Below are 18,169 nucleotides of genomic sequence, written 5' to 3'. Positions count from 1 at the left end.
TACTACCAGTTAGAGAAGATACAGTATCTTGGCGATTCTGTCAATCTCTAAATTGCTGAAAAAAGCGACCATAAAATTAAATAAATCAACTCACCTTAGCTGCAAAATTTCGATCGATCCAGTTCAAAATTGCTTCATTTACTTGTTCCGGGCATTCATCCTGGGGACAGTGGCCGGCATTGTCTAATTCAACTAGCTCTACATACTGGGGATTGCATTCGACAAATTGGTGGGGCCGGGCGAACCGAGGGGGAATCATCCGGTCTTGTTTGCCCCAAATTAACAGCATCGGGATTGTGGAATTTCGCAGTACAGTCTTGACACCGGGGCTGAATTGTGAACTGCCTACAGCTTTAAATACAGCGCAGAAGGTACGGGCGGCTCCCCGATCGCCCGCAGGCCCTGATAGAATGTCCACTAATTCGTCGGTAACAGATTCCGGGTTGGCGTAGGCAAAGCCGACCCAGCGGCGGACAACTGAAGGTTTGCGGACGAAAGCAAACAGAGGTCTGAGGATGAGCGGAGAAACAAACCAGCTTTCCACAGCTTCGATCGCCGGTAACAGCCATCCGGGTACCGCCTCGGCTCGCACAGACGGGTCTGGGAGGCTAATCATCACCGTGCCGGCTACCATCTCCGGGTGAGCGGCGGCGGCGGCCAGACAAATCAGGGAACCGATCGAATTTCCTGCCAATACTACCGGCTCTCTGATAAAAGTCAGCCAAAAATCATACACTTGATCGACCCACAAAGACACAGAGTAGTTAACGGGAGCTTTTTGGGAAGCGCCAAAACCCAACAAATCCAAGGCGTAAACTGTATGTTTTTCAGCGAGGGGGCCGAGATTTTGACGCCAATGACCGATCGAAGCTCCAAACCCGTGCAGTAAAATAATTGGGGTGCTTGATGTGGCGGAGGCTATTGGTTTGGTAGCAGCATCTGGAAGATCGATCGCGCCTTGATTGTTCCCCAAAGCCGGCCGCAAATAGCTGTAGCGAGTTTGCCAACCGCGCCACACCCAGTCTCGTTGAGTTCCTACCCGTTGGTGCCAGTGCAGATAATTTGTCAATTTTGCCTCAGCTCGCAACATAAATTTACATTTGCTTATACCCATTCTACAAGGCAAATCAGGGGACTTGGGGAACGGAGCGGACTGGCTAGATTAGCTAATAAAAGCCGTTTTAGCTGATTTTTAACGATTTACCGGGAATTTGCGACCTTTTTACCATCAATCTGGCACGGGGGCGGGCGATCGTGTGTGAAGTTAAAATAAAACTAAGCAGAAACTTAGCCAGACTGAGTAGAATAACAGGTATTGTAAGAATTCATTTACGATAGTCCAAATATTCCCTAAGGCTTTAGCTGAGGGGAGAGAGGGCGCGGTAGTACGTCCGGTAAGGGTAACACCTTACAAAATAGCTCGATCGGACAAAATGAAAGATTGGTCGATCGAACCTGTAATTATCAAGAAGCTTCAATATTAAACTACTGATTGTAAAACCATTCATGCCTGTGATTGAAAGAAGACAAAATCGCAACCTACCCCAGATTAACGAAAATATTCGATACCCCAAAATCCGGGTGATCGATACCGACGGCGCGCAACTAGGGATATTGACACCCGCAGAAGCGCTGCGTCTGGCAGAAGAAAAAGAACTCGACCTCGTACTTGTCAGCGACAAAGCTGACCCGCCTGTATGTCGCGTCATGGACTACGGGAAGTACAAATTCGAGCAGGAAAAGAAAGCGCGAGAAGCTAAACGGAAGCAACACACTGCTGACGTGAAGGAAGTGAAGATGCGCTATAAAATTGAAGAACACGACTACCAAGTGCGCCTCAAACTAGCAGACCGCTTTATCAAATCTGGGGACAAAGTAAAAGCCACGATCATGTTCAGAGGTCGGGAAATCCAACACAGTAACCTAGCAGAGGACTTGCTCAAGCGCATGGCCACAGATTTGCAGGAAATCGCAGAGGTGCAGCAAGCGCCGAAAAAAGAAGGCCGCAGTATGATGATGCTGCTGTCGCCGAAAAAATAGTTATGAGCGATTAGTCATCAGTCATCAGTCATCAGTCAATAGTAATAGACTGGTGACGGTAGACTAATTGCCACGCCCCAAAAAAGATATAGGTTTCCGACTCTAGTCGTCGAGGGTCAAAACAAAAATTTTAGACCAAAGTTCCAGCTCCTAGATTCCATCTGTGGAGCAAATCTAAAATCGTTCGATGCTCGCGCTAGCCGAAGTCTAAAATCTAAAATCTAAAATCTAAAATCGGGATATCTACGCACTCTTAAGCATGGAAAATTTTCAAATCAGCGCTTGGGCGGGAGCAGGAAAAGGAGTGCTGCGATCGCTCAACCTGCGATCGGAAGAAGTAGAGCGAACCATACTGATGTTCCTCGTCTACACTCTAACCTCCGTCGGGCTGATCTGGCTGGAACTCAGCACGGTAGGTCTGTTTTTAGACGAATTCGGTGCGGACAAAATGCCCTTTATCTATATAGCCAGCGCCTTTATTGGTTCTGGTTTGGGATTTGTCTACTCGTGGATGCAAAAAATCCTGCCGCTGAGACGCACCGTTGTAGCGGTTCTGGGAATGATGTCGGTACCGCTATTTTTGTTTAGATTCGGCATCGGCTACGAAAATACTAAGATAGCTGGCATCAGCATCGCTTTTATTACTATTTTTTTGATGTGGCTGTGGGTGGAAGCTTGCTATGTCCTCAACGACCTCAATACTTCCATTACTTCCAACCAACTGTTTAATATTAGAGAAATCAAGCGCACCTATCCGCTAGTCAGTAGTGGTTATCTAGTGGCTGGGGTAGTTAGCGGGTTTTCTCTGCCAGTTTTGCTCTATGTAGTCGGACTCAAAAACGTTACTCTAGTATCGGGGTTAATGGTGGCGACAGGCTCGCTGTTGCTGTACTACCTCACAGAAAAATACCGTCAAGCTTTCCCGGAAACGGCTCACTGGACAGATGACGAGGACGAAGACGACCAACAAGAATTTACCGCCCGAAAAATAACAGGCCCTCTCCAAAAATACGCCATACCTCTAGTTAGTTTTTTCGTCCTTGCAGAAGTCCTCTATGTGTTGGTAGATTTTCAATTCTACAGCCAGCTAGAATACCAAAACCCTTCGGACGGCGCTAGTGGAGCTAGCTGGATTGCTAGCTTTTTGGGCATTTACGAGGGGATTCAAGGTCTGTTTCAAGTGGCGACTCAGTGGTTCGCATCGAGCCGCTTGGTAGAACGAATCGGTGTATTCGTGACGGCGATGATTTTGCCGGCGGGAATCGCTATTCTGGGCGTGCTGACGATAGGAGCATCCCTGGGCCAGCTAGTATCTGTGTTCATCGGACTGATATTGCTGAGATTTCTGGACGAACTGCTGCACTACACGCTGTTGGAAACTGTGAGCCCGGTTTTATTCCAACCGATTCCTGACAATATTCGATCGGGAATTCAAACTCTAGTCAACGGTGTGGGCGAACCTCTGTCCTGCGGTGTGACAGGAGTTGGCATCCTAATTATGCTGTGGGTGACAGACAAGGTACTTCCCCACCAAGACGAAAAAGACACACTATTTCATGACAACCAAAGCTTGGTATTCATCGGGGCGATCGTACTTTTGGCTTTGGTGTGGCTGTTTGTAGTCTGGCTGATCCGCTCTCAATACGTGGGTTTGTTGGTCAAAAGTGCTGAACGGGGGCGCTTGGGCGTCACTGACGTTGACCTGAAAGCTCTCAAACGCGCAGTGGTGGAAACTCTGGAAAAGCCGGGGGGCGAAGATGAAAAGCGCTCTTGTATAGAACTGCTGACGCAAATTGACCCGAAAAATGTCGGAGAAGTTTTGGCGCCGATCCTGGAAGTGTTACCTTCGGCTTTGCAGCGCCAGAGCTTGGAAACAATGCTGCAACACCCAAACCCGGAATATTTAGAAGCTGTACGGGCTCTATCGCAGCAATCCTTGCCGCCGGAGGTGCTGGCCTTGGCTTTGCGCTACATCTGGCTGACGGAGGCTGAACCGAATATTGACAACTTGCGGCCTTATTTGCAGCCGAATGTCGATCCGGTAGTACGGGGTACGGCGGCTGCTTTAATTATGAGAAGGGGCGATCGCCAGCAAAAGGCAGAGGCTACTAATACGCTGCGCCAAATGCTGACGCACAAGATGGAACGAGAACGGGTGATGGGGACGCGGGCTCTGGGAGAGGCTGATTATTTGCAAGGACTGCGGCTTTATATTCCCAATCTGTTGCAAGATGAATCTCTGCGAGTGCGCTGCGCTCTGTTAGACGTGATTTCTTCTACTCATTCGGAAGAATATTATCCTTCGCTGCTGCGCGGACTCGGTTACAAATCGACTCGGGAAGCGGCTTTGCAGGCGATCGTCAAACTTCACAATGATGCGATTCCTTTGCTCGTCTATTTGGCTGAGGATATCCATAAGTCAGATTTGGTCAGATTGCAAGCTTGGACGGCTCTCGGTCAAATAGGGACTGTGGAGGCGATCGACATTTTGGTCAGCAATTTGATGACGGCTTGGGGAACTACCAGGCGCAACATCCTCCGCATCCTGTTGAAAATGCCATCGGAAGCGGGTATAGAAGGGATTCTAGACCGCATCGGCCGCAGCGGATTGGAAACTCTTATCGAACAGGAGTTGATGTTTATCGGTCAAATTTATGCAGCTATGGTGGATTTGTCTGGTGTAACAACCTATGGCAATTTTGCCGATCGAGATGCCAGCAGGGGTGCACCCGAGAACGATACGGCTCAATTGTTGCAGCGCGCTCTGGCGGGGTTGGAAGCTGATGCTAAGGAACGATGTTTTTTGCTGATGAAGTTTCTTTATCCGTTGGACACCGTACAAGCTGCTGCTTTCAACATTGCTTCTGGCCAACCTTCTTTGGTGGCTAGGGGATTGGAAATTCTCGACAATACTGTGGATATCGCTAAGAAGCGATCGCTGATCAATTTGTTGGATCAGCACTCGGAAAGAGAGAAATTGAGCAATCTCTCGGAATTAATGGTGTACAAACCTCTATCCCCGAGCGATCGTTTGCGCCGCTTACTGGAATTGCGCCATTTCCTTTCGGATTGGACTTTAGCTTGCTGTTTTCACTTGGCGAGGGAAGCGCGTTGGAGCCTTACCGCCCAACAAACTCTTGTCTGTCTGCAACACCCGACGGGTTTTGTCCGCGAAGCAGTGTTAGCCTATTTGAAAATAGCTTCACCGCGGGCTTTGCTCGAATTGTTGCCGAGGCTGCAAAATGACCCCGATAATTTGGTATCAGCTCAAGTTGAAGAGATGATGGCAGAGTTGGGTGCTGGGGGGAAAAGGTAAAGAAGGAAGAGGGAAGAAGGAAGAAGGAAGAAGGAAGAAGGAAGAAGGAAGAAGGAAGAAGGAAGAAGGAACAAAAAGAAACTATCTTCAATACCTAATTCCCAATACCTAATGCCCAATGCCCAATGCCCAATGCCCAATGCCCAATTCCCCTTCCTTTGTTAAAGTTTAAATTAATCACTGCATCGCATTATGTTAACTAGCGTCGAACGCCTATTGTTTGTCAGGGAAGTTCCGATTTTTAAGGAACTGCGGGATGATTTTCTTGTCCGTCTAGCATCGGTAATGGACGAACTTTCGTTTCCTTCTAAGCACAGGATTTTTACGGAAGGACAAGAAGGTCGATCGCTCTATATCTTGGTATCGGGTACGGTGCGGGTGCATATAGGCGATCGGGATTTGGCACAGTTGAAAGCGGGGGCTTGTTTCGGGGAAATGTCGCTATTTGATGCGGAACCTCGATCGGCTTCTATTTCGACTCTGGAACAATCGGAGTGTTTGATGCTGACTCAAATGCAGCTTTATGATGCGATCGATGAAACGCCGGGAATTGCTGTTAATATTATTCGCTTGCTGTCGCGCCGGATTCGCGAGTTGAATATCAAGTTGAATGCTAAAGAGGCGGTTATGCCACCGACAGATCCTGTGAGAGTTCCTGAAATGCGATGAATATTGGGAATCGGGAATTGGGAATTGGGAATTGGGAATTGGGAATTGGGAATTGCGGATAGTTTATTCCTTCTTCCTTCTTTCCTCTTCCTTCTTCCTTCTTCCTTCTTCCTTCCGGGCTAGAAGCCCATCCCACAAAAATCTTTTTTCTTGTGGGATGGGCTTCTAGCCCGTCCCAAAATTTGGTTAAAAGGATTTTTGCAAGAGGTCTATTGAAGAAATCGGGTTGTTTAAAATCGATAATGAAGCGCGATTTGCTGTCTAAACTATTCGGAAAATAAAAGGGTAGCGGTAAGCTTCGTTTGGAGTTTGCAACACGTGGATAATAGCCATGATTGTCAGTCCCCAATGTAGGAGATAACCTAGCGGCACTAGGATAAACCCGGCAAGCCCAAAAGTCACCACAGTTAACGCCACAATCACAGCGCTGTACACCCATACATTCAAGTGAAAATTGATGGCTTCGGTGGCGTTTTCTTTGACAACGGGGTCATCAGATACTAACAATACAGCGATCGGCGCTCCGATCGATAAAACTAACGTGCTGAAAAAAATCGCCCCGTGACACACCAGTGATAGCAGCTTTCGCTTGTCGGAGTCGTACATATTACTTTGATTCCTTGACTTTAGTGATAATTTTACCTTTAATAGCAACTCTAGCACAGGCTATAATGGCGATCGGGTGATGATTCCCCTACCTATTTTGTGATGACAACAGAACTCGAAACTGAACTGCTAACTGCTGTTGAGCGCCGGCGCAACTTTGCTATTATCTCGCACCCTGACGCGGGGAAAACTACTTTGACAGAAAAGCTGCTGCTTTACGGAGGTGCAATTCACGAAGCAGGTTCTGTGAAAGCACGGCGGGCTCAGCGACACGCTACTTCTGACTGGATGGCGATGGAACAGCAGCGGGGAATTTCGATTACTTCTACTGTTTTGCAGTTTGAATATCAAAATTATCACATTAATCTGCTCGATACTCCCGGACACCAAGATTTTAGTGAAGATACTTATCGTACTCTGGCGGCTGCTGATAATGCGGTGATGCTTGAGGATGCTGCTAAGGGTTTGGAACCGCAAACTCGCAAGTTATTTGAAGTTTGTAAGTTGCGACGTTTGCCTATTTTTACTTTCTTTAATAAGCTCGATCGCCCTAGCAGAGATCCTTTGGATTTGTTGGACGAAATTGAGAAGGAATTGGGGTTGCAGACTTATCCGGTGAATTGGCCGATCGGTACGGGCGATCGCTTTAAAGGTGTTTTCGATCGCAGAGGGCGCAAAATTCACTTGTTCGAGCGGACTAAACACGGTTCTCGCGCTGCTGTTGATACGGTGATCGAATTGGGCGATCCGCGCATTGAGGATTTGTTGGAACAAGACCTTTACTATCAGCTCAAAGAAGAGTTGGAACTGTTGGATGAGTTGGGAACTGAACTCGATTTAGACTCCGTTCGCGCTGGGAAAATGACTCCCGTTTTCTTTGGTAGTGCGATGAGCAATTTTGGGGTCGAGCTGTTTTTGGATGCGTTTTTAGATTACGCCATGAAGCCGATCGCCCGCAACAGCAGCGCCGGGGAACTTCCGCCAACTTACGAAGATTTTACCGGGTTTGTGTTTAAGTTGCAAGCGAATATGGATCCGAGACATCGCGATCGCGTGGCGTTTATTCGCGTTTGTACCGGCAAGTTTGAAAAGGACATGAACGTCACTCACGCTCGGACTGGTAAAACGGTGCGTTTGTCAAGACCTCAAAAGTTATTTGCTCAGGATCGGGAATCGATCGAGGTTGCGTATCCGGGCGATGTTATCGGTTTGAACAATCCGGGGGTTTTTGCGATCGGCGATACTATTTTCACCGGTCAAAAAGTCGAATATGAAGGGATTCCCTGTTTTTCGCCGGAACTTTTTGCCTTTTTGAGAAATCCGAATCCTTCTAAGTTTAAGCAGTTCCGCAAAGGTGTTTCGGAGTTGCAGGAAGAGGGCGCTGTGCAAATTATGTATTCGGTTGATGAGTCGAAACGCGAACCGATTTTGGCGGCTGTGGGACAGTTGCAATTTGAAGTGGTGCAGTTCCGAATGCAGTCGGAATATAATGTCGAAACTACGATCGATATGTTGCCTTACAGTGTAGCTCGTTGGGTAGATGGCGGTTGGGATGCCCTGGCCAAGGTGGGACGGCTGTTTAATACTGTGACGGTGAAGGATTGTTGGGGAAGGCCGGTTTTGTTATTTAGGAATGACTGGAATTGCCGTCAGGTGGAAGGTGAGCATCCTGTTTTGATGTTAAATGCGATCGCGCCTGTGGTTTCTGGTTTGGCCGTTACCGCGGAGTGAGATTACCACGATTACCTTGAATGAAAGACAACCCTAGATTCGATCGAAATCTTCCGAGTGGCGATCGTTGACATAAGCGCGATCGCCTCCATCAACCCCAAGCAGTGCGAAGTGCAAGCAGATTTCGACATTCGGGGCGATCGAGTTTGATCGATCGCCCCCGGCTACGGCAAACTGATCGCTTTGTACGAATCCCGCAAACAAGAAACCAGGAAGCATCCAGTCACAAATGATTCCCTCACCTACCGCCGCTTGTTTGAATTAGAAGCGTGTCTGCTGGAAAAAGAACGATCGGGAAAAAGCGGTTTATTCGGTCAATTAATTGTGCGCTGAGGTGATACAATGGCATCAGAAAAAAACTGGTATCTAGTTGGCATCGCATTATGGTTGCTTTACCCGATCGCCTATTGATGAGCGCAGAAGAATACCTGACTTGGGAACCCACCCAAGAAGAGCGCTACGAGTATTGGGATGGCGAAGTCGTCGCTATGAGTGGCGGAACCCGCAATCACAATCGGATTACCTTCAACTTCTCCAAGGTTCTAGATGATGCCCTTGTCGATCGCCCTTGCGAGATGTACATGGCCGATGTCAAAGTCCAAGTGGAACCAGGACAAAAGTATTTTTATCCTGATGTTGTGGTAACTTGCGACGATCGCGATAACGATCCGCAATTGGTGCAATTTCCTTCCTTGATTGTCGAAGTTTTGTCACCTTCAACAGAAGCTTTGGATCGCGGCGCAAAATTTGCTAAATATCGCCAATTTTCAACGCTGCAAGAGTACGTCTTGGTGCAAGTCGAACAGCCCAGAGTAGAAATGTTTCGGCGCAACGAACAAGGGCTATGGGTGCTGTCGGAGTATGGTTTGGGCGATACTTTGCGACTGGAATCAGTGGATGTCGAAATTGCGATCGACCAATTGTACCGCCAAATACAATTTTCTTAGTCTCGCGTTGCGCGGACATTGTTTGTGTAGCCACGAATTCCATTCGTCCTTTCTCTCTTTCTTTCTTTCTTTCTTTCTTAGTCCGCGGAGGCGGACATTGTTTGTGTAGCCGCGAATTCCATTCGCCGGGTATCCAACGGAAATTCACCCAATATTCACCCAATATTCACCCAATATTCACCAGATATTCCCCCTTTCTTCCTTACAAAACTTGCTTGGGGGCGATCGGAATTTCAATAATAAACTCAGTCCCCTCTCCAGGTGCAGAAACACAACTCAACTTTCCGCCATGAGAACTCACAACAATCGAGTGCGAAATCGATAATCCCAAACCAGTTCCCGAACCCACCGGCTTAGTTGTAAAAAACGGATCGAATATCTTGTGCAGCACCTCACTGCTCATCCCTGGCCCACTATCAGCCATTCTAATAATAGCAGAATTGCGATCGGTCACCTCCGTAGAAATTGTAATAGTAGGCTGTTTATGAGAGCTTTCCGGGCAATCTCTTGCCAACAGCAGCGCATCGATCGCATTTGTCAAAATATTCATAAATACCTGATTCAACTGCGACGCATAACAAGTAATTAACGGTAGCTTGCTGTAATTTTTAATCACCTCAATTCCCAAACGGCCACCTTCTTTTCTCAGGCGGGGTTGCAGCAACATCACTGTACTGTCTATGCCTTCATCGATATTAACCGACTTCATTTGCGCTTCATCCAGGCGCGAGAAATTCCGCAAACTCAACACAATATCCCGGATTCTTTCCGCTCCGACTTTCATAGAATCCAGCAGCTTTTGCAAATCTTCGCTCAAAAATTCCAGTTCAATTGTTTCTATTTCCTCGATGATTTCATCAGCAGGTTCGGGATAGTGGTGCTGGTAAAGCTCAATCAACTTCAGCAAGTCTTTCACGTAGTCGCTAGCTGGATTGAGATTGCCGTAGATAAAACTTACAGGGTTATTAATTTCGTGAGCAACACCAGCCACCATTTGCCCCAAACTCGACATTTTTTCAGTTTGAATTAATTGAGCTTGAGTTAGTTTCAGCTCCAGCAAAGTTTGTTCTAAACGCTCATTCTTGTCATTTAACTCATACGTCCGCTCTTGCACTTTCTGCTCCACAGAATTGTAAAGCAGAGCATTTTCCAAAGAAATAGCAACTTGCGAAGAAAGCAGCCTTAAAACTTCCAATCTATGCGCCGTAAAAGCCCCGAGTGTTAAATTGTTTTCTAAATAAAGAATCCCAATTAGTTTGCCTTGATTGACAATCGGCGTACACAAAAGAGATTTGAGCTGGTGTTTGGCGATGTAAGGATCGGCAGTAAATCGCCCCTCAGCCACAGCATTGCTCAACACCAAGTCCGAGCGAGTCCTTTCCACATAATTAATCACCGTAACAGGCAAATCCTGACATTCTTCCACAGGCGTAAATTGCAGCACTGCTACATCTTCAGCAATTACTGACGCTTTGGCAGAAATCAACAGTTTTTCATCTCTCACCAAAATTAAAAACCCGGATTGTGCGCCTGCGTTTTCGAGGGATATCCTCATCAAAGAAGCCAGCAATTTGTCTAGGACAATTTCGCTGGAAATTGCCAGAGATGCTTTCATTACAGTTGCTAAATCCAGCACTCTCGCATCGCTTCCAGTAGAAGTATGAATAGTTGTGGTAGTTTGATTGTTGTGAAAACTGCCGTTGAGCGGCGTCATTTCCCGCAACTGGGGATACTTCTGTTCTAAATCTTCAACTTTGCGGACTGCACCCCAGCGCAAGTAGCACGAGTGAGCTTCGCGCAAGTGGATTTTGGCATATTGATATTTGCCTTTACTCAACCAAAACTTGGCGGCTAGTTCGTTAGCGAGGGCTTCATTTTGGACAAACTCATTGTCTTGAGCTAAATTGATCGAGAAATCGTAAAGCTCTACAGCTTCTGAATCTTTCTTAGTAATTCTGGCTATTTCTGCTTGTACTAAAAGATACTTGTGCAGAAAGTTTTCACGACAGTTATCAGCCCAGATTTTCATCTGTTTTTGATTGGCTTCTAACTTTTCCAGATATTGTTTTTGCTTGCTTTTTGAAACATTGGGAAAAACGGCAGCTAAAACTAGAGAAAAGAAAAAATTCCACTCGGTAGCGGGTATCGCTCCGGTAATAAAAGATAGTTGCTTTTCTACTTCCAATGCTAGTTGTAGTGCTTCATTGAAGTTGCCATACCAGTACATTACCTGGCATTTGCGAATCTGGTAAAGGCAAAGCGAGTACAAATTTTGATGAGCTTGACAGTTTTGTACGTATTCAGCTTCGCTCATATCGTCGCTTTCAAAGACAAACTTGTCAACAGTGAGTTGGCTCAAGTTACGCAGTATCAGCTCCACTCCTAATAATGTATCGGTAACAAGCTGATTTTTGGTTTTTTGGCTGAACTGCAAATACCTGCTCGTGTCTGCCAGAATTTGCGATATTTCTTTGCCTTGAAAAAAGTAATTGGCTATGCGGTTGGATAGGATATAACCGGCATATTCTAAATCTCCTGATTCTAAAGCTGCTTGATATCCTTCATTACTGATTGCGTGTGCCTCTTTAATATGGTTGAACCAGTAATGAAAAATACTAACCAGCGAAGAACAAGCTCTGCACTTCAAGCCGATATTGCCAGATTTTTCACTCAAATTCAGCGATAGCATGGCAAATTGATACGCGGCTTTGTAATCTCCCGAAACAGCGTTTAAGAACATACCGTAGCCTGCGTAGCAGAGAGATGCTTCGGGTACTAAACCGTAGGTGAGAGAAAGATTGACTCCTTTTAAAACGCTGACTTTCCACAAGTCGGGATTGCTGAGGTAAGCTGATGTTAAGAAGTTGGTGATTAATTTGACTGCGACTTTTTTGTCGGGTACTGTCATTTCGGGAGCGTCAATCAGGGAAGCTATTTCTCTACCTGCTAAAAAGTTTGTGGCTGCTGCAAATTCTTCGGCTATGACTTTTTGCAGCCCGTCTAGCGGCAAGTCAATGCCCAGCAAGTTCAAGGCTTTGATTCCAGCTTTAACTGCTTCCTCGTATTTGGCTCGCAGGGTGTACTGCACGATCAGGAGGTTGTAAATTTCTACTTTTTCTAAAGGCGATCGCGCTTTTTGCAAAGTTATGTTGATAAATTCTTCTGAATGCTCGAAATAGCCGTTCAGATACTCAACGTTAGCGCGCTCCATGTGCAGAGCAAAGGCTAAATCGTAGTGGGAATCCCAGATATCGGCGGTTAAACCGTCCATACCTGCGGTTAAATACTGCAACGCAGCAACATAAGCAGTGGCATCTTTGGCTCTGCGGGCGGCGTCTAAATTCAGGGTTGCCAGTTCAATTAGTTCTCGCTCGTCTCGAATTAGCGATCGCGCTACATTCAAGTGATCGACTAACTCAAAGATTCTGTCAGCGCGATATTCAGCAGGAGTATTTTCGAGGATCTGCCTGCCGATTTTCAGGTGAACGTCTTTTTTTTGCGAATCATCAATTAAAGCATAAGCTGCTTGTTGTACGCGATCGTGCAAAAATTTATAATTGAGAATTAACAGCGGAAACAGCACGTAATCTAATGACTTGCTTTCCAATTCCGAAGTCGGCAGAATCAGCCCCGACTTAATCGCCGGCAACAGGTGAGAAAAAGTTTCCGACGCTTCTTTCTCATTAATTAAAGAAAGAGTATTTAAGTCAAATTCGTTGCCCAAACAAGCCACTAAACGCAAAACCTGCTGCGTTGAACTTGGCAGTTTTCTCAACTTCTGCACCATCAAATCTACTACATTGTCAGTGATAGCGCACTGCTCAATTTGAGTCATATCCCAATGCCAGCCGCCCTTGCTCCCCAACTGTGGCGGATGAAAAACTAGCAGATTTTCTTGATACAATGTTTGTAGGAATTGATTAACAAAAAAAGGATTGCCGTCTGTTTTACTGACAACCAGTTCAGCTAAGGGTTTGACCGATTTGCGATCGCTGTGCAAAGTCTCGGCAATCAAATGAGTGATGTTGTCCACCCCCAGCGGCGACAGAGCAATCTCATTAATGATGGCTTCCTGATTTCGCAGCGTCTCCACAGTCATCATTAAAGGATGAGTGGGACTGACTTCATTATCCCGATAAGCGCCAATTAAAAACAGATATTGAGTAGCTTCATCTGTCATCATCAACTCAATCAATTTGAGTGTGGCAGAATCAGCCCACTGCAAATCGTCGAGAAAAATTACCAGCGGATGTTCGGGCTGGCAAAATACGCGAATGAAATTTTGAAAGACTAAATTAAAGCGGTTGAGAGATTCCGTCGGCCCCAATTCAGCTACAGGAGACTGAGCTCCGACAATTAGTTCTACTTCGGGAATTACATCAATAATAATTTGCCCGTTTTGCCCGAAAGCAGTACGGAGTTTTTCGCGCCAAACTGCCAATTGAGCTTCGCTTTCAGTTAAGAGTTGTCGCACCAATTCCGAAAAGGCGCTAACAACTGCTGAGTAAGGAATAGTCCGCTTGTACTGGTCAAATTTTCCCCAAATAAAATAGCCGCGCCTGCGGGTAATAGGTTTGTCTAAAATCTTCACCATTGCAGATTTGCCAATGCCGGAATAACCAGCAATCAGCATCATCTCGCTGCGGGATTTATGCTGTCCTCTCGCGAGCACTGACAGGGAACTTTCTTTGCGCGATTTGCTCTCTTTCTTGATGACAGAAATTTGGGACTGTTCGATGCGGTAGGCTCGATTATTTGTTGCTGCTACCCGTTCAAATGCCGCTAAAAGAGTTTCAACTTCTCGCTGTCTGCCGTAAAGTTTTTGAGGAATTTGAAATTTGTCAGAAATATCTTGGCTGCCGAGAGCAAACTCGGAAATAACCCCAGATGTTTGCAACTGAAACAGACAGGATTCCAAATCCGCTTTCAGTCCCCAAGCACTTTGATAGCGATCCTCAGCCGCTTTTGCTAGCAATTTCATCACAATGTCTGAAATAGCTTGAGGAATTTCTGGTGAAAGTTCAGCGAGAGGTACTGGCTGTTTGGCGATGTGACAGTGAACTAACTCCATGGGATCGGTAGTGGTAAAAGGGAGCTGTCCTGCCAGGACTTCATAGAAGGTGACGCCAAGGGAATAAAAGTCCGTGCGGTAATCGATTACCCGGTTCATTCTGCCGGTTTGTTCCGGCGACATATAGGCTAAAGTCCCTTCTAAAAAGTTGGGATTTTTATTGGCAACGTTTTCCTGATTTGAGTCACTTGAGATGCTAAAATCTATGACTTTAACTTGTCCAGTCGCGGGATTAAAAACTATATTAGAGGGGTTTATATCTTTATGAATTACATTTTTTGCGTGAATCTCTCCCAAAGTTTCAGCAACTTTGATGGCTGTGGTCAAAAATCCCAAAGAGGTAAATTTTTGGGTAGCCATAAATATTTTTAAAGATTCGCCACCAAAATCTTCTAAAATCATTGCCAGACTATTTCTAACCTGCTGCAACCTGTGCATTTTAACAACTCCGTCGAGCTGGTTTAAGTTGGCAGTGATGTCATATTCCCGTTTGTATCTATTCAGTTCTTCGGGAGTCGGATAGTCTTCTTTGAGAATTTTGATAATAACAGGTTGGTTGTCTTGCTCGTTGCGGCCGCGGTAAACCAGGGAAGTGCTGCTTTCATAAATGAGAGCGAGAACTGCAACGCCGGGAATTGCCATCATAGTTGGTTCTCTCAAATTAGGTGTGCTTGTTGGTCAATATTACAGGACTTACGCGCGGCGGGCTAGAAACCCGGTTTCTTTGTTGGTAGTTGCTGACAATCTCAAGATTTTTTCCTATGAACCGGGTTTTTTCCGTAAATCCTATGTTATTCTTCATTATCACTCAAGAGCTATGTTTTGGGATGTGTGGGAAGACACGCCGTATCCAGCAAAGAGCTGTTGCTGACTTGCATGGGCCTGGGGCTTTTTCACCTCAGCAGTTAGGTAAACAAAAGCACAGATACAGGATTTGTGCAATGATTTGGTGTGGCGATCGATCGCACGGCTGACAAAAAAACAATCTCAGCTTTTAGGAGATTGCTTGAATTTAGCCTCGCATCTATGTTTTCGGTCAAATTACGCAAGTATTCACACTTCAATCAAACCGCTTCACTGTGCGACTGCTAACTACACGCCCGTCAGTCGATTTTCCATTTTTCGATTTGAGATTTAATTGCAGCGCTGTGAATCACCCGATTCCGAACTTAAGTGTAAAATTTTAATCTCTCCAGGATAGGAGTCGAGGGCTTGTATCCGTTTTAGAGCGAGTCATCTACGCACCGGCTGGAATAATAACCTTTAATCTCGGAGTTAAAAAATCGGCCTGTAGAATCAGCTTCTTGCAGAGATTCCCAAATTTCCGATTCTACGTCGCTGTATTGATAGACTGACCCGCTGCTAAATTCTATTTGCAAAACTTGATCCTCTTCATTGTATCCGATCGCGCTAGCCATTGCCGAATCAACCGGCATCATAGCAATGGGTTCGTCGGCTGGGGCAATTTCTGTTAATTCAATACCGCCACTGAGTTCGGTAGAATCTGTATTGGCTATGAAATCAACCATGTGCAGGCCGTGCATTGCAGCTTCGGGTGCGGCAATTTCGATAAATTCGAGGCATTCCCCGCGATCGATCAACAGTCCTAGCTGGCCGTTAGAGTGACCGACTGCTAAGACATTGCTCAAGTCTATTTTGGATAGTTTCATGGGTTTTGTCAACAAGGATTTGTTTTACGTCAATATTTCCCGATCTTTGCAAGTTTCGGTGTCGAGGAAATAGTGGATTAATTAATAGTGTAGCCCGTATTGCCTAAAAAGTCAACTAACGTATCTTTTATGTGTAAAGTGTGCATTTAGCATCCTAATTTGGTATGATTTGTCTGTTGCTTAAGGAAATTAGACCTCTTCCACTCCTAAGCTTTCCTACCCTAAAATTATCTGCGTTTATCTGTATTTATCTGCCTGAAATCTGCGGTTTGTGTGTCGATCGCAGACTTATGCAAGAGCTGTATTGAGCAAGGTTCGCCATAAGCACCCTACTTTGATAAGATGTGTCAGCTTCTTAACGAAACTTGACAATAAATTAAGAATTATTGCCATAAAACAAAGGTAAAGTTGTGGCAATGGCGAGTCAAAGCCCAACCTGTAAAAGCGTTTGAGGATTTTTCCCATCTGTAAATCTTCAGAAAGTTACTATTTCTAAAGGATTCATCTGGTGAGAAAATCTCAAACAACCTTAAAATTTAGCAGTAATCGCCCGATCGGGCAAATCTCAACCAGCATAAGGGAAAATACCTATGAAATTGGCTTATTGGATGTACGCAGGCCCAGCCCACATCGGCACTCTGCGCGTTGCGACTTCCTTCAAAAACGTCCACGCGATCATGCACGCACCGATTGGAGACGACTATTTTAACGTGATGCGATCGATGCTGGAGAGGGAACGGGACTTCACTCCGGTAACTACCAGCGTGGTTGACAGACACGTACTGGCGCGGGGCTCGCAGGAACGGGTGGTGGACAATATCACCCGCAAAGACAGAGAAGAGCACCCCGATTTAATTGTACTTACCCCGACTTGCACCTCCAGCATTCTGCAAGAAGACTTGGAAAACTTTGTTAACCGAGCTCAATTGGATGCCAAAGGCGATGTGATGCTGGCGGATGTTAACCATTATCGGTTTAACGAACTCCAAGCTGCCGATCGGACTTTGGATCAAATCGTCCAACTTTACATTAACAAAGCTCGCAAAAAAGGCGATTTGGAAGGTAAAAGCGAAAAACCATCGGTGAATATTATCGGTATGTCTACGCTGGGTTTCCACAACCAGCACGACTGCACCGAGTTGAAGCGTTTGATGGCAGATTTGGGAATCGAAGTCAACGAAGTTATTCCCGAAGGTGCTTCGGTTCACAACTTAAAAAGACTGCCGCGCGCTTGGTTTAACCTTGTTCCTTATCGGGAATTGGGGATGGCAGCCGGGGAGTATTTGCAAAAAGAATTCGGCACGCCGATGGTGGATATTACGCCGATGGGTGTGGTGGAAACTGCGCGCTGCATTCGGAAGATTCAGGAAGTTCTGAATGCTCAAGGTGCGGATGTTAATTATGAAGAGTTTATTGACCAACAAACGCGGTTTGTGTCTCAGGCTGCTTGGTTCTCAAGGTCGATCGACTGCCAAAACTTAACCGGCAAAAAAGCCGTCGTATTTGGCGATAATACGCACGCTGCGGCGATGACGAAGATTTTGGCTCGCGAGATGGGTATCCACGTTGTGTGGGCAGGAACCTACTGCAAACACGATGCTGATTGGTTCCGGGAAGAGGTAAAAGGATATTGCGATGAAGTGCTGGTGACGGAGGATCATGGGGCGATCGGGGATGCGATCGCCAAAGCCGAACCTTCGGCGATTTTCGGCACGCAGATGGAACGCCACGTGGGTAAAAGGCTTGATATTCCGTGCGGTGTGATTGCTGCGCCGATTCACGTGCAAAATTTCCCGATCGGCTACAAGCCATTTTTGGGCTATGAAGGCACAAATCAGTGCGTAGATTTGGTCTACAATTCCTTTACTTTGGGCATGGAAGACCACTTGCTGGAAATCTTTGGCGGCCACGATACTAAGGAAGTTATTACCAAGGGAATTTCGGCTGATTCTGATATGAATTGGACGAAGGACGGACAGGCAGAATTGAACAAAATCCCCGGTTTTGTGCGCGGGAAAGTCAAGCGGAATACTGAGAAGTTTGCTCGCGAGCGCGGTATTGCTCTAATTAATGCTGAGGTGTTGTACGCGGCCAAGGAAGCTGTCGGCGCGTAGTTACG

The 18,169-nt window shown here is 46.1% G+C and carries 13 protein-coding genes; 8 read left to right on the top strand and 5 right to left on the bottom strand.

Features of this window, described 5'->3' with window-relative positions; all coding sequences use genetic code 11:
• Positions 1 to 85: 85 nt before the first annotated feature.
• Positions 86 to 1,090, bottom strand: coding sequence for an alpha/beta fold hydrolase (locus JGK11_RS18080; RefSeq protein ID WP_293184656.1), 1,005 nt, complete (start codon positions 1,088 to 1,090; stop codon positions 86 to 88).
• A gap of 416 nt (positions 1,091 to 1,506) precedes the next feature.
• Here JGK11_RS18080 and infC point away from each other — a divergent pair, with 416 nt between their 5' ends.
• The 4 genes from infC (at position 1,507) to JGK11_RS18060 (ending at position 6,025) form a co-directional block, all read left to right on the top strand.
• A complete protein-coding gene (gene infC / locus JGK11_RS18075) occupies positions 1,507 to 2,040 on the top strand; it encodes a translation initiation factor IF-3 (protein ID WP_265239585.1) in 534 nt (177 codons plus the stop codon).
• A 259-nt stretch (positions 2,041 to 2,299) separates the two neighbouring features.
• Positions 2,300 to 5,356, top strand: coding sequence for a HEAT repeat domain-containing protein (locus JGK11_RS18070; protein ID WP_293196899.1), 3,057 nt, complete (start codon positions 2,300 to 2,302; stop codon positions 5,354 to 5,356).
• Positions 5,337 to 5,468 (top strand): hypothetical protein, encoded by a 132-nt coding sequence (locus tag JGK11_RS18065; protein ID WP_293184651.1) that lies wholly within the window; start codon positions 5,337 to 5,339, stop codon positions 5,466 to 5,468. The genes JGK11_RS18070 and JGK11_RS18065 overlap by 20 nt, the downstream gene beginning before the upstream one ends.
• 80 nt (positions 5,469 to 5,548) lie before the next feature.
• Entirely contained in the window at positions 5,549 to 6,025 is a 477-nt protein-coding gene (locus tag JGK11_RS18060) for a cyclic nucleotide-binding domain-containing protein (RefSeq protein WP_293184648.1), read from the top strand.
• On the opposite strand, the gene JGK11_RS18055 is transcribed toward JGK11_RS18060, so the two are convergent.
• Together JGK11_RS18055 and JGK11_RS18050 are read right to left on the bottom strand one after the other, a co-directional pair.
• Positions 5,982 to 6,161, bottom strand: a complete 180-nt coding sequence (locus tag JGK11_RS18055) for a hypothetical protein (RefSeq protein ID WP_293212407.1) — start codon at positions 6,159 to 6,161, stop codon at positions 5,982 to 5,984. The genes JGK11_RS18060 and JGK11_RS18055 overlap by 44 nt on opposite strands.
• Before the next feature lie 125 nt (positions 6,162 to 6,286).
• Complete coding sequence (locus tag JGK11_RS18050; protein ID WP_293183305.1) at positions 6,287 to 6,631, bottom strand: DUF4870 domain-containing protein; 345 nt, start codon at positions 6,629 to 6,631, stop codon at positions 6,287 to 6,289.
• Between the two features lie 102 nt (positions 6,632 to 6,733).
• Between JGK11_RS18050 and prfC the strand changes: the two genes are divergently transcribed.
• From prfC to JGK11_RS18035, 3 genes are all read left to right on the top strand, one after another.
• Complete coding sequence (prfC, locus tag JGK11_RS18045) at positions 6,734 to 8,362, top strand: peptide chain release factor 3 (RefSeq protein ID WP_293207022.1); 1,629 nt, start codon at positions 6,734 to 6,736, stop codon at positions 8,360 to 8,362.
• Positions 8,363 to 8,545: 183 nt separating this feature from the next.
• A complete protein-coding gene (locus JGK11_RS18040) occupies positions 8,546 to 8,695 on the top strand; it encodes a hypothetical protein (RefSeq protein ID WP_293212406.1) in 150 nt (49 codons plus the stop codon).
• A 50-nt stretch (positions 8,696 to 8,745) separates the two neighbouring features.
• A complete protein-coding gene (locus tag JGK11_RS18035; protein ID WP_293183299.1) occupies positions 8,746 to 9,309 on the top strand; it encodes a Uma2 family endonuclease in 564 nt (187 codons plus the stop codon).
• 202 nt (positions 9,310 to 9,511) lie between these two features.
• Here JGK11_RS18035 and JGK11_RS18030 read toward each other — a convergent pair whose 3' ends face one another.
• Together JGK11_RS18030 and JGK11_RS18025 are read right to left on the bottom strand one after the other, a co-directional pair.
• Complete coding sequence (locus JGK11_RS18030; protein WP_293212405.1) at positions 9,512 to 15,025, bottom strand: ATP-binding sensor histidine kinase; 5,514 nt, start codon at positions 15,023 to 15,025, stop codon at positions 9,512 to 9,514.
• 578 nt (positions 15,026 to 15,603) lie between these two features.
• Complete coding sequence (locus JGK11_RS18025) at positions 15,604 to 16,050, bottom strand: KTSC domain-containing protein (RefSeq protein ID WP_293190539.1); 447 nt, start codon at positions 16,048 to 16,050, stop codon at positions 15,604 to 15,606.
• 590 nt (positions 16,051 to 16,640) lie between these two features.
• Here JGK11_RS18025 and bchB point away from each other — a divergent pair.
• Positions 16,641 to 18,164 (top strand): ferredoxin:protochlorophyllide reductase (ATP-dependent) subunit B, encoded by a 1,524-nt coding sequence (gene bchB / locus JGK11_RS18020; RefSeq protein WP_293156085.1) that lies wholly within the window; start codon positions 16,641 to 16,643, stop codon positions 18,162 to 18,164.
• The last annotated feature ends 5 nt before the right edge of the window (positions 18,165 to 18,169 follow it).

This window comes from Microcoleus sp. PH2017_34_RAT_O_A (assembly GCF_020737885.1).
Taxonomy (GTDB): domain Bacteria; phylum Cyanobacteriota; class Cyanobacteriia; order Cyanobacteriales; family Microcoleaceae; genus Microcoleus.
This window is presented reverse-complemented; position numbering and strand designations above follow the sequence as displayed.